The organism is Streptomyces sp. CB02366 (assembly GCF_001905905.1).
Classification (GTDB): domain Bacteria; phylum Actinomycetota; class Actinomycetes; order Streptomycetales; family Streptomycetaceae; genus Streptomyces.
In genome coordinates, this window is the sequence record NZ_LIVT01000008.1 from 107,015 (window position 1) to 118,517 (window position 11,503).

Below are 11,503 nucleotides of genomic sequence, written 5' to 3' on the forward strand. Positions count from 1 at the left end.
GAAGAGAGCCGTGCGTGCTGCACATGCGTCGTACCGAGGAAAGACAACTGACGGTCCTTCACCTGGTTCAGCCCGTGGACGGCGGAGTGGCCCGGGTGGTCACCGATCTCGTCAGGGCCCAGGCCGGGTACGGACTGCGCCCCGTGGTGGCCTGCCCGCCCGGGAGCCCGCTGGCCCGGGGAGCGGCGAAGGCCGGCGCCGAGGTGCACGGCTGGCACGCCACCCGCGCCCCGGGCCCGGGGCTGGCCGGTGAGGTCGCCGCCGCGCGCCAGATCGTCCGCGCGAGCCGCCCGCACGTGGTGCACGCCCACAGCGCCAAGGCCGGACTGGCCGGCCGCATCGCGGTACGCGGCCGGATCCCCACCGTGTTCCAGCCGCACGCCTGGTCGTTCGAGGCCGTCGGCGGCGGCGCCGCCGGGCTCGCGCTCGGTTGGGAACGGTTCGGGGCGCGCTGGGCCGATCGCATCCTGTGCGTCAGCGAGTCCGAGCGCCGCACCGGCCAGGAGGCGGGCATCGCCGCCCGCTGGTCGGTCGTCCACAACGGCATCGATCTCGACCGCTTCCGTCCCGGCGACCGCGCGCACCGGGCGCGGGCCCGCGCCTCGCTGCCCTTCCGGCAGGACGGCGGCCCCGACGCCCCGCTGGTCGTCTGCGTCGGCCGGCTGACCCGCCAGAAGGGCCAGGACGTCCTGCTGCGGGCCTGGCGCCGGATGAGGGTGGCCGGGGCCCGGCTGGTGCTGGTGGGCGACGGACCCGACCGGGAGGCGCTGGAGGGGTCGGCCCCGCCCGGCGTGCTGTTCACCGGAGCGTGCGAGGACGTCCGGCCGTGGCTCCACGCCGCCGACGTCCTGGTCCTGCCCTCCCGCTGGGAAGGCATGGCCCTGGCCCCGCTGGAGGCGATGGCCTGCGGCCGCCCCGTGGTGATGACCGACGTGAGCGGAGCGCGCGAGAGCCTGCCCCCCGGCCAGGAGGAGTACTGCCTCGTACCGCCGGACGACCCGGCGGCGCTGGCCGGGGCGCTGACCGCGCTGCTCACCGACCGCGAACTGCGCGAGGAGGTGTCCCACCAGGTCCTGCGCCACACCCGGTCGGCCTTCGACGTCCGACGGACCGCCGGGGCGATTGCCGGGCTCTACCAGGAACTTGTCGGCATGTCCGCCCCTACGACGAGGAAGCGCACCGAGCGATGACGATGGAGAGTGCACCGGTTCCCGGAGCCGGCCGGGCCACGGCCGTGCAGGCTCACACGGTCCATCCGCCGCGAAGAAGCGGTGGCGGTGCGCAGGTGCGGCCCGGTGGCCGCCGGACCGTCCGGTGCGGCCGGCTCGCCCCGCTGCTGTGCGTGGACGCCCTGGCGGCGGCCGCGGCGTTCGTCCTCCTCGTCCCGGCCGGCCTGCCCCGGCCCCTGGCGGCCCTCCCGGCGGTGGCGCAGATCCTCCTCCTCGCCCACCGGGGCCTGTACCGGACGCGGCTGTCCCCCTCGGCCCTGTCCGAACTGCCCGCGCTCCTGGGCCTCGCCCTCCTCCAGTGGTACCTGGCCGTGCAGGTGCTGGACGCCTGGGCCCCGCAGCAGGCGATCGGCTGGACGGTCCTCGCGTACGGGGCCGGTGCGCAGACCGCGCTGGGCTGTGCGGGGCGCGCGGCGGTGTACCGGGCGCGGCGGCGGGCCGCCGTCCGCCGCCCGCTGTCCACGCTGGTCGTCGGCCACGGCCCGCAGGCCCGTCAGGTGACGGCCGCGCTGTTCGACCACCCCGCGTACGGGCTGCGGCCGGTCGGGCTGGTCGCGGCTCCGGGGGCCGGGGACGAGGAGCGGGCCGGGGGTTCCGCCGCCGCCCCGCTGCCGGTCCTGCTCTCGCCCCAGGAGGTGGGGCGGGCCGTCGTGCAGAACAGTGTGCGGCACGCGGTGTTCACGGCCCCGCCCGAGGCGACGCCGGACGGCCCCGCCCTCCTCTCCCTGCTCACCGGGCACGGTTGCCGGGTGTGGCTGGTCAGCGGGCCGGGCGCCGCGGTGTCCGCCCCGGCGGGCGGGCGCCCCGACCACCTGTGGGGCTTCACCGCCCGGCCGCTGCGCGACGGGACGAACCGCCCCTTCGGCCACGCGGCGAAGCGGGCGGTGGACGCCGTCCTCGCCGCCTTCGGCCTGCTGCTCGCGGCCCCGGTGATGGCGGCCTGCGCCCTGGCCGTGCGGCTCTCCGACGGCCCCGGGGTGATCTTCCGGCAGGAGCGCGTCGGCCGGCACGGACGCACCTTCGTGCTGCTGAAGTTCCGCACGCTCCGGCCCGCCGACGCCCAGGAGTCGGCCACCCGCTGGAACGTCGCGTCCGACGAGCGGATGAGCCGGGTCGGCAGGGCGCTGCGGCGGACCTCCCTCGACGAGCTGCCGCAGCTGTGGAACGTACTGCGCGGCGACATGAGCCTGGTCGGCCCCCGCCCCGAACGCCCTTACTTCGTAGCGCAGTTCAGCCGGGCTCACCCCGGCTACCAGGCCCGGCACCGGATGCCCGTCGGCATCACCGGGCTGGCCCAGGTCAACGGGTTGCGGGGCGACACCTCGATCGAGGAGCGGGCCCGCTTCGACAACCACTACATCGAGACCTGGTCGCTGTGGCAGGACGCGTGCGTGCTGGCGCGGACCGCGGGCTCCCTGTTCCGGCTCGGAGGCAGCTGACCATGGCGGCAGTCCTCACCCCGCCCGCACCGGCCCCGACCGGTCCCGCCGCGCTCCCCCGTTCCCGGTGGGGCGGCTGGCGCGACCGCTGGCCGTTGCTGCCCCTGGTCGCGACGGTCCTGCTGCCCGCCCTGCCGTACGGGGCGTCGGGCGGGGGCGGCCCGGCGGACATCGCGTCGGGCACGGCGGTGCTCGTGTGCGCGGCCCGCCTCCTGCGTCTGCGCAGCCGCCCGCTGAGCGCCGCCGCCGCGCTGGTCCTGGGCCTGCCCGCGGTGGGGTTCGCGGTGGCCGCGGTCACGGCGGCGGACCCGGCGGCGGCCCTGCCGGGCCTCGTCCGCTACCTCCAGGTCTTCGTGCTGGTGCCGGCCGCGGTGGTCCTGCTGCTCCGGGACGCGTACGGCTTCCGGATCGTGACCGGCTCACTCGTGCTCCTCGCGGTCGTCCAGGGCGCCATGGGCGTCCACCAGTACGTCACCGGCACCGGCGCCTCGTACATGGGCGAGGACGTCCGGGCGGTGGGCACGTTCGGCCCCAGCGACATCATGGGCATGGCCACCGTCGTCGCCTACGGACTGCTCGCCGCCGCGGCCTGCGCCCTGCGTCCGCCGCGCAGCGCCCCGGCCTGGCTGCGGCCGTGCGCCGCCGTCGTCGCCGTCGCGCTGGCCGTGCCGCTGACGCTGTCCTTCAGCCGGGGCGTGTGGATCGCCACGGGCGTCGCGCTCCTGGTCGCCCTCGCGCTGGCCGGGCGGCGGCAGGCGCTGACGTCGCTGGCCGTGCTCGGAGCGGCGGGCGTGGTGCTGGTCGGCGGGTTCGGCGTGGGATCGGAGATGATCGCGGACCGGGCGGCCAGCGTGACCCAGGTGACCCGGGCCCCGGACCGGTCGGTCAGCGACCGGTACGCCCTGTGGAGCGCGGCGGGGGCGATGTGGCGCGAGCGGCCCGTCGCCGGGGTCGGCCTCAAGGGCTTCCCCGCCCACCGCGACGGACACGCCTCCATCGGGCTCTCCTCCGGCAGCGACACGGCCGGGGCGGGCCAGGAGTTCCGCCGTCAGGCCCTCCTCTCCCCCCACAACATGTATCTCCTCGTCCTCGGCGAGCAGGGCCTCATCGGTCTGACCGCCCTCGTCGGCAGCTGGGCGGCGATCCTGGCCGGCGCGGTCCGCAGACTGCGCCTCGCCCGCTCGCGCGGGCGCACCGCCGCCGCCGACTGCGGGCTGGCAGCGGTCGCCCTGATGGTCTGGCAGAGCGTCGACTTCCTGTACGCGGACATCGGCGGGCCCACCACCGTGCTGAGCGGGATCGTGCTGGGGCTGGCCGCCTGGTGGGCGCTGGCCGAACCGGACCGGGGGAGCATCGCGTGAACGACACCGGCACGGGCGCCGGGGCCCGGGCGCGCCCGGCGGACGCCCCGCCCCCGCTCCCGGCCCCCGCGGCGGGCCCCGGCGCGCCCCGCCCTTCCGGCGCCGCGTCCGGGACGGCGGGCGGCGGGCAGCCCCGGCTCGGGTCGTTCCTCGCCCGCGCGGCGGCGGCGACGGCGGCGCTGACCGTGCTGGGGGCCGCCCTCGGTCTGGTGCGGGACCAGACCATCGCCCGGTACTTCGGGGCGAGCGACGCGAGCGATGCCTTCCTGATCGCCTGGACCGTGCCGGAGATGGCGGCGACGCTGCTGATCGAGGACGGGATGGCCCTGCTCCTCGTCCCCGCGTTCAGCCTCGCCCTGAGCCGGCGGGACGGAGCCGCCCACCCGGCGGCCGGCCGGGGGGAGAACGGGACCGCGCAGCCCCGCCCCATGCGGACGGGCGCCGCGGACGGTCCGGTTCCCGACCCGGTACGGGAGCTGGTCGCGGCCACCCTCCCCCGGCTGCTCCTGCTGCTCTCCGGCGGGGCGGGGCTGTTGGTCCTGGGCGCGCCCTGGGTCGTGGGCGTGCTGGCCCCCGGACTCGCCGACCCCCGGCTCGCGGTGGACTGCACCCGGCTGACCGCCGTCACCGTCCTCACCTTCGGGATCACCGGCTACTTCAGCGCCGCCCTGCGCGCGCACCGCAGCTTCCTGCCGCCCGCCGGGGTCTACGTCGCCTACAACATCGGCATCATCGCGACGACGCTGGCCCTGCACGCGGTGTGGGGGGTGCGGGCCGCGGCGGCCGGGGTCGCGATCGGCAGCGTCCTGATGATCCTCGCCCAACTGCCCGTGTTCCTGCGGTTGGCGCCGCCCGGGCGCCCCCGGCCGCCCCGGTCCGGACGGATCGGCAAGCGGCCCGCGCGGACCGCTCCGCCGCTGGGGTTCGCGGTGCTGGCCCCGGTGATCCTGTTCGTGGTGGGCCGTCAGTCCCAGGTGCTGGTGGAGCGGTTCCTCGCCTCCACCCTGCCGGCGGGCGCGATCTCGCACCTGAACTACGCGCAGAAGGTCGCACAGCTGCCGATGGTGCTGTCGCTGATGATCTGCACGGTGACCTTCCCGGTCGTCGCCCGGGCCATGGCCGCCGGGGAGCGGGAGAAAGCCCGGCTCCGGGTCGAGCGCGACCTGGGGCTGGCCGGGACGGTGGTGCTGCTCGGAGCGGCCGTCGTCCTCGGCTACGCGCCCCAGATCATCGAAGTGCTCTTCCAGCGCGGCGCGTTCGACGCCTCCGACACCGACGCCACCGCCCAGGTCATGCGGGTCTACGCCCTGGGGCTGCTCGGGCACTGCCTGGTCGGCGCGCTGAGCCGGCCGTTCTTCTCGGCGGGGCGGCCCACCTGGTTCCCGGCGTTCGCCATGGGCACCGGGCTGCTGGTGACGACGGGAGCCGGGTACGCGCTGACGTACCGCTTCGGCGTGGACGGGATCGCGACCGCCAACGCGCTCGGGATCAGCACGACCGCCCTGCTGCTCCTGATGGGCCTCGGCACCCGGGTGGTCCCCATCCGGGCCCGTGCCGTGGCGCTCTCGCTGGGCCGGCTCGCGGGGGCGTCGCTGGCGGCGGGCGCGGCCGGCTGGGCATGCGCCCCCCTCGTCGCGGACCCGGTGCTGAGCCTGGCCGCCGGCTGCCTCCTCGTTCCCGCCGTGTTCTTCCCGACCGGCCTCGCCCTGCGCTCCCCCGAGGTCGTATCCCTGCTGGCACTCGTCCGACGGAGGTTCCTCGATGGCCGCTGACTCCCCGGCTCCTTGCGCTGACAGTCCCCCGTCCCCGCTCCGCCCGCACACCCGCCGTCAGCCGTGGATCCTCACCTACCACTCGGTGGCGGACCCGGGCGACGACCCCTACGGCATCACCGTCTCCCCCGGACGGCTCGACGAGCAGCTGTCCTGGCTGCGCAGCCGGCGTCTCAGGGGCGTGGGGGTCTCCGAGCTGCTGCGCGCGGGCCCCGCGGGGTGGCGCGGCCTGGTCGGACTGACCTTCGACGACGGGTACGCGGACTTCCTCGACGAGGCGCTGCCGGTGCTGCGCAGGCACGGCTTCCGGGCCACGGTCTTCGTCCTTCCGGGCCGGCCGGGCGGCGTCAACGAGTGGGATCCGCTGGGTCCGCGCAAACCGCTCCTCACCCGGGCGGACGTCCGGCGGGTGGCCGAGGCGGGCATCGAGGTCGGTTCGCACGGCCTCTACCACCGGGACCTGAGGGCGCTGCCGGACGAGGAACTGCGCCGTGAGACCCGGCACAGCCGGGAGCTGATCGGCGACCTCACGGGGACGCCCCCGGAGGGCTTCTGCTACCCGTACGGCTACCTCGACCCGCGGGTCGCCCGGGCCGCGCGGACGGCGGGCTACGGCTACGCGTGCGCGCTGGCGCCGGGGCCGCTGCTCAGCCGGTTCGCGCTGCCCCGCACCCACATCAGCCAGGCGGACCGGGGGGTGCGGCTGTGGGCCAAGGACCTGCGGCACGGGCTGCGGCAGGCGGCGGCGCCCGGGGCGGGCCTCCGGGCCGCCGGACCGGTGCGGGCGGGCGGCGCCCGATGAGGGCGCTGCACGTCATCACCGGGCTGGGGGTGGGCGGGGCCGAGCGGCAGTTGCGGCTGCTGCTGCGTCACCTCCCGGTGGAGTGCGACGTCGTGACGCTCACCAATCCGGGGGCGGTGGCCGAGGAGCTGCGGTCGGACGGGGTCCGGGTGACCCATCTCGGGATGCGCGGCAACCGGGACCTGTCGGCCGTGGGCAGGCTGGCCCAACTGATCCGGGACGGCCGCTACGACCTGGTCCACACGCACCTGTACCGGGCCTGCGTGTACGGCAGGGTCGCGGCCCGTCTCGCCGGGACGCGGGCGACGGTGGCGACCGAGCACTCCCTGGGGCGCGCCGAGATCGAGGGGCGCCCGCTCACCCGGTCCGTCCGCGCCCTCTACCTCTCCACCGAACGCCTCGGCGCGGCGACCGTCGCCGTCTCCTCCACCGTGGCCGGGCGGCTGCGGGACTGGGGGGTGCCCGCCGAGCGGATCCGGCTGGTGCCCAACGGGATCGACGCGGACCGGTTCCGCTTCGACGCCCGGCGCCGGGCGGAGGTCCGGGCGGCGCTGGACGTCCCGGAGGACGCGTTCGTGGTCGGCGGCGTCGGCCGGCTGGTGCCGGGCAAGCGGTTCGACGTGCTGATCCGCGCGGTCGCCGCCCTGCCCGAGGCCCGTCTGCTGCTGGCCGGCGACGGGCCGGAGGCCGGGGCGCTGCGGACGCTGGCGCTGCGGCTCGGGGCGGTGGACCGCGTCCGGTTCCTCGGGGAGTGCGACGAGGGCGGGGACGGTCCGGTCCCCGGTGTTCCGGCGCTGCTGAGCGCCCTGGACGTGTTCGTCTCCACCTCCCGCGAGGAGTCCTTCGGCCTCGCCGCCGTGGAGGCGCTGGCCGCCGGGCTGCCGGTGCTCCACGACGCCTGCCCGGCCATCGACGACCTGCCCGCCGCGTACGCCCCGGGGGCCACCCGGATCGCCGGAAGTCCCGAGGAGCTGACGGCCCGGCTGCGGCAGTCGATACGGGCCGGCCCGGACCGCCGCCCGCCGCCCCGGGCCGTCGGCCACTACGACATCAGGCGCAGCAGCGAGCGCCTGATGGACGTGTACGCGTACGCCCTCGACACCGCCCCACCGAACCGGAGAGCCTTCTCATGACCGACTCGCCCGAGCAGCAGCGGCATCTCGTCGTCCAGCGGCTGCGCACCGCCCTCGCCCGGCTGCCGCAGTGGTGGCCGCTGCCCGTCTCCGTGCTGATCGGCGCCGCGTCCGGTCTGTCCTACGGCGTGTTCGCCTCCCCGCAGTACGAGGCGACCAGCTACGCGATGGCGGTCGCGGAGGGGGAGACGGACCCGTCGGCGGCGCTGGGGTACGCCCAGTCGTACGGGCGGCTGGCCACGAGCGACGCGACCCTCTCGTACGCGCAGGGCGCGGCGGGCGAGCCCGTGCGCGAGCTGCGGTCCCAGGTTCGGTCGGAGACCTCCCCCGACTCGCCGATGATCGCGGTGACCGGCGTCTCCGAGGACCGGCGCAAGGCGGCCGACATCGCCAACGCGGTCATCGAGGCCGTCGTCGTGAGCAGCGGCCACGTCTCGAAGGACACCGGGGTGAAGCTGATCCAGTTCACCCACGCGATGAGGCCGGACCAGCCGGTCTCGCCGTCCGTGCCGCTGGGTACGGCCGTGGGGGCGGCGGCGGGCGGCCTGCTGGGCGGTCTCGTGCTGCTGGTCCGGCCGCGCGGGGCGGGGTGGAGCGTCTCGGCGCAGGTGCCCGGTCCGGCCTCCGGGGGCGGCGTCGCCCAGGACGTGCGGGAGGCGGTCCGATGACGGCCCCCCGGCCGGGTGGGCTGGCCGTGACGTTGTGCCGGGACTTCGGGGAGTTCGGCGCGCTGGCCGGCGAGTGGGACGCGCTGCACCGGCGGTGTGCCACCGCCACCCCGTTCCAGAGCCATGCCTGGCTCCACTCCTGGTGGATCTCCTACGGTCAGGAGGGGCGGCTGCGGGTGCTGCTGGTCCGGCGGGCGGGGCGGCTGATCGGGGCGGCGCCGCTGATGCTGGTGCACCGTCCGATGCCGCTGCTCGTCCCGATGGGCGGTGCGGTGTCCGACTTCTTCGACATCCTGCTGGACGAGGAGGAGGCCGGGTACGCGGTGGGGGCGCTGGGACGCGGCCTGGACCGGGCGGCCCGGCACACGGTGGTGGATCTGCGGGAGGTCCGGCCGGACGCGTCGGCGCAGTTGCTGTTCGGGCGGTGGGCGGGGGCCCGGAGCCGGCTCGCGGACTCCACGTGCATGGAGCTTCCGGCCGCGCCGCTGGACGGCGTGGTGGCGCGGCTGACGGGTTCGCGGGGGCAGCGGCTGCGTTCCAAGCTGCGCAAGGTCGAGGCCCTGGGCGTCGAGGCGCACCGGGTTCCCGGGGACGCGGTGCCCGCCGCGATCGGCACGCTGCTGCGGCTGCACGAGCGGCAGTGGGAGGGCCGGGCGGTCAACCCCGAGCACCTGCGGGCGCGGTTCTCGGACCATCTGATCCGGTCGGTGGGCCGGATGGTGGGGGACGGCACCGCGGCGCTGACCGAGTTCCGGCTGAACGGCGAGGTGGTGGCGTCCAACCTGTCGCTGGAGTCCGGGCGGCTGGCGGGCGGCTACCTGTACGGGGCGGATCCGGTGCTGCGCGAGCGGAAGGTCGACGTGTCGACGATGCTGCTGCGGGAGGTGGCCCGGCAGGCCGCGGACGGCGGGCGCGAGGTGCTGAGCCTGTTGCGTGGGGCGGAGGCGTACAAGAACCACTGGGGGCCCTCCCCCGTGGTCAACCAGCGGCTGCTGCTGGCCCGGCCGGGTCTGGAGCCGCTGCTGCGGCTGCGCGAGTCGCAGGTGGCGGTGCGGGAGCGGGCGGCGGAGTCGGTGAAGGCCCGTTTCCCGGCGGCTCGGGCCTGGCACGAGCGGTTGACCGCGCTGCCGGTGATCGGCCGCTGACACGCCGGGAGTACGCCGGACGGCGGTGTCGAAGGGTTCTCCCGCCTGTTGATCCGTTACCGACCGGCGTCTTCCGCGTTGTCAGGGGGTGCGGGCCTCGTGTCCGCGGCACAACCCCCCTTCTTACAAGGAGTTCTCCATGTCTCGTATGACGAAGGCCGCCGCTGTGATGGCCGGCACCGGCGCCCTGATCGCCGGCGGCGCCGGCATGGCGTCCGCGGACGCCGGTGCTCAGGGCCTCGCCGCCGGTTCCCCCGGTGTCGCGTCGGGCAACGTCCTCCAGATCCCGGTGCACGTGCCGGTGAACCTCTGCGGCAACACGATCAACGTGATCGGCGTGCTGAACCCCGCCTTCGGCAACACCTGCGTCAACGCCGACGTCCACGACAACGGCCACGGCGGCGACTACGGCTACGGCCGCTGATCACCCGTAGTACCCGAGCGGCCGGTCCCCTCCTCGCGGAGGGGGCCGGCCGCTTCGCCGGGCGGGGTCAGGCGTAGCGGTAGACCCTGCCGTGGTCGAGGAGCTTCCTCGGGGTCACGCCCCACGGGGGCATCGCCTCGTCGAGGCCGAAGACGTGGTCGCGTTCGCGTCCGGGGTCGGCGGGCTTGCGGCCCGGCACGTAGGCCGACTCGGGGTGCGCCTTGCGCCAGCGGTCCCAGATCAGGTCGATGAAGGAGTGGTGCAGCCAGAACACCGGGTCCTCCGGGGAGGCGGCGCCCGCCATGGGGCCGCCGACCCACTGGTGGACCCGGTTGTGGAGGCCCACGGCGCGCACGCCCCGGATGCCCCATCCCTCGACGCGGTTGCGGAAGCCCTCGGTGCAGACGCTGTTCCACGGCGCGGTGTCGTAGACCGGGTCCTTGAGCGCCCGCGCCAGTTCGTTCCCGGTGGGGAGGGAGACCGGGTCGCGGCCGGGGCGGCCGAAGTTGCGGGTGAGGTAGTTCTGGTCGGTGACGCCCCGGCCGACGCTCCAGTTGCCGGCCGCGTAGGCGAAGGGCCCGGTGGTGACCCGGCGGTCGCCGGGCCTGCCGTTGCCGCCGAGGAAGTCCTCCGCCCAGAGGGACGAGGTCGGGCTGCCGTCCCGGGTCCAGTCCCAGTACGGAACGCTGACGCCCGCGTCGACGCGCTGGAGCGCCTTCTCGAACTCCAGCAGGTACTGGCGGTGCCAGGGGAAGAAGGAGGGCGTCATGTGCGCCGGGCGCGGCCGGCGTTCGGTGTCCATGACGTAGTACTCCCGGTGCATGACGACGAAGTCGTCGTAGCGGCCCGAGCGTTTCAGTTTCAGGATCGCGTCGACGAGCCGGCGCTTCTCGGTGCGCGTCAGGTCGCGCTGGTTCTTGCGGGTGTACACCGGTGCGGGTCCTCCTGGTTCACATGGGGTGCGCGGCTGCGGGGTGCGCGAGGCGGGCGTCGCCGAGTTCGTCGACGGCGGCGCGGGCCGTCTCCAGCAGCGTCGGGTACGACTCGTAGTGCCGGACGTCGCTCAGATAGGTGCCGTCCGCCCGCCTCATGACGTGCAGCGGCCTGCCGTCGATGCGGATCTCGGTGACCGGTTCGGCGGCGATCGCCACGCGGGCGTCGTCCGCGGCTCCGGCGGGGACGGCCGAGGCCGCCGCTGTGCGGATCTCCCGTCCCCGGTACATCTCGGCGAACTGTTCCGCCGGGGAACCGGATCCGACCCTCCCGGGGTCCGGTGCGGGGCGGGCCTCGGCGGTCCGCTCGCGGTCGAGCAGCGGGAGCAGGGCTCCGGCGGTACCCGTGGCGACGGCGGCCGTGAAGGCTCCGCGCAGGACGATCCTGCGGGAGGGGACGGGGGCGCCGCCCGGTTTCGCGGGGGTGGGGCTCATGGGTTGACTGCCTGCCTCTCGTTAACTCGTCCGAGGTGCTTCTGATGGCGATGTTGACAACGAGGCGGTGGCGAAACAGTTCTCGTGGGTGCGGCGTACGGTG

11 protein-coding genes are annotated in these 11,503 nt (G+C 75.7%); 9 read left to right on the forward strand and 2 right to left on the reverse strand.

Going from position 1 to position 11,503, the window contains the following annotated elements; genetic code table 11:
* Positions 1-14 precede the first annotated feature (14 nt).
* The 9 genes from AMK24_RS22685 (at position 15) to AMK24_RS22725 (ending at position 9,973) form a co-directional block, all read left to right on the forward strand.
* Positions 15-1,190 carry a glycosyltransferase gene (locus tag AMK24_RS22685; protein ID WP_384578499.1) on the forward strand — a complete coding sequence of 392 codons (1,176 nt, stop codon included), beginning with the start codon at positions 15-17 and terminating at the stop codon, positions 1,188-1,190.
* On the forward strand, positions 1,187-2,668 hold the full coding sequence (locus tag AMK24_RS22690; RefSeq protein ID WP_073770681.1) for an exopolysaccharide biosynthesis polyprenyl glycosylphosphotransferase: 1,482 nt from the start codon (positions 1,187-1,189) through the stop codon (positions 2,666-2,668). Before AMK24_RS22685 ends, AMK24_RS22690 begins: the two co-directional genes overlap by 4 nt.
* A gap of 2 nt (positions 2,669-2,670) precedes the next feature.
* Positions 2,671-4,029 carry an O-antigen ligase family protein gene (locus tag AMK24_RS22695; protein WP_073770682.1) on the forward strand — a complete coding sequence of 453 codons (1,359 nt, stop codon included), beginning with the start codon at positions 2,671-2,673 and terminating at the stop codon, positions 4,027-4,029.
* A complete protein-coding gene (locus tag AMK24_RS22700) occupies positions 4,026-5,801 on the forward strand; it encodes a lipid II flippase MurJ (protein ID WP_073770683.1) in 1,776 nt (591 codons plus the stop codon). The genes AMK24_RS22695 and AMK24_RS22700 overlap by 4 nt, the downstream gene beginning before the upstream one ends.
* Positions 5,791-6,603, forward strand: a complete 813-nt coding sequence (locus AMK24_RS22705) for a polysaccharide deacetylase family protein (protein WP_073770684.1) — start codon at positions 5,791-5,793, stop codon at positions 6,601-6,603. The genes AMK24_RS22700 and AMK24_RS22705 overlap by 11 nt, the downstream gene beginning before the upstream one ends.
* Positions 6,600-7,736 (forward strand): glycosyltransferase, encoded by a 1,137-nt coding sequence (locus tag AMK24_RS22710; protein WP_073770685.1) that lies wholly within the window; start codon positions 6,600-6,602, stop codon positions 7,734-7,736. The genes AMK24_RS22705 and AMK24_RS22710 overlap by 4 nt, the downstream gene beginning before the upstream one ends.
* On the forward strand, positions 7,733-8,404 hold the full coding sequence (locus tag AMK24_RS22715) for a lipopolysaccharide biosynthesis protein (protein WP_073770686.1): 672 nt from the start codon (positions 7,733-7,735) through the stop codon (positions 8,402-8,404). The genes AMK24_RS22710 and AMK24_RS22715 overlap by 4 nt, the downstream gene beginning before the upstream one ends.
* Positions 8,401-9,549, forward strand: coding sequence for a GNAT family N-acetyltransferase (locus AMK24_RS22720; protein ID WP_073770687.1), 1,149 nt, complete (start codon positions 8,401-8,403; stop codon positions 9,547-9,549). Before AMK24_RS22715 ends, AMK24_RS22720 begins: the two co-directional genes overlap by 4 nt.
* A gap of 139 nt (positions 9,550-9,688) precedes the next feature.
* The gene (locus AMK24_RS22725; protein WP_073770688.1) at positions 9,689-9,973 is read left to right on the forward strand and encodes a chaplin; all 285 of its coding nucleotides are present in this window, start codon (positions 9,689-9,691) and stop codon (positions 9,971-9,973) included.
* Positions 9,974-10,040: 67 nt separating this feature from the next.
* On the opposite strand, the gene AMK24_RS22730 is transcribed toward AMK24_RS22725, so the two are convergent.
* Positions 10,041-10,904, reverse strand: coding sequence for a tyrosinase family protein (locus AMK24_RS22730; protein ID WP_073770689.1), 864 nt, complete (start codon positions 10,902-10,904; stop codon positions 10,041-10,043).
* A 19-nt stretch (positions 10,905-10,923) separates the two neighbouring features.
* Complete coding sequence (locus tag AMK24_RS22735; protein WP_073770690.1) at positions 10,924-11,400, reverse strand: tyrosinase family oxidase copper chaperone; 477 nt, start codon at positions 11,398-11,400, stop codon at positions 10,924-10,926.
* Positions 11,401-11,503 lie beyond the last annotated feature (103 nt).

What these genes read in the sequence shown, in the direction of transcription:
- AMK24_RS22690 (WP_073770681.1), top strand. Translation starts at nt 1,187, where the DNA reads ATGACGATGGAGAGTGCACCGGTTCCCGGAGCCGGCCGGGCCACGGCC.
- AMK24_RS22695 (WP_073770682.1), top strand. Translation starts at nt 2,671, where the DNA reads ATGGCGGCAGTCCTCACCCCGCCCGCACCGGCCCCGACCGGTCCCGCC.
- AMK24_RS22705 (WP_073770684.1), top strand. Translation starts at nt 5,791, where the DNA reads ATGGCCGCTGACTCCCCGGCTCCTTGCGCTGACAGTCCCCCGTCCCCG.
- AMK24_RS22710 (WP_073770685.1), top strand. Translation starts at nt 6,600, where the DNA reads ATGAGGGCGCTGCACGTCATCACCGGGCTGGGGGTGGGCGGGGCCGAG.
- AMK24_RS22715 (WP_073770686.1), top strand. Translation starts at nt 7,733, where the DNA reads ATGACCGACTCGCCCGAGCAGCAGCGGCATCTCGTCGTCCAGCGGCTG.
- AMK24_RS22720 (WP_073770687.1), top strand. Translation starts at nt 8,401, where the DNA reads ATGACGGCCCCCCGGCCGGGTGGGCTGGCCGTGACGTTGTGCCGGGAC.
- AMK24_RS22725 (WP_073770688.1), top strand. Translation starts at nt 9,689, where the DNA reads ATGTCTCGTATGACGAAGGCCGCCGCTGTGATGGCCGGCACCGGCGCC.
- AMK24_RS22735 (WP_073770690.1), bottom strand. Translation starts at nt 11,400, where the DNA reads ATGAGCCCCACCCCCGCGAAACCGGGCGGCGCCCCCGTCCCCTCCCGC.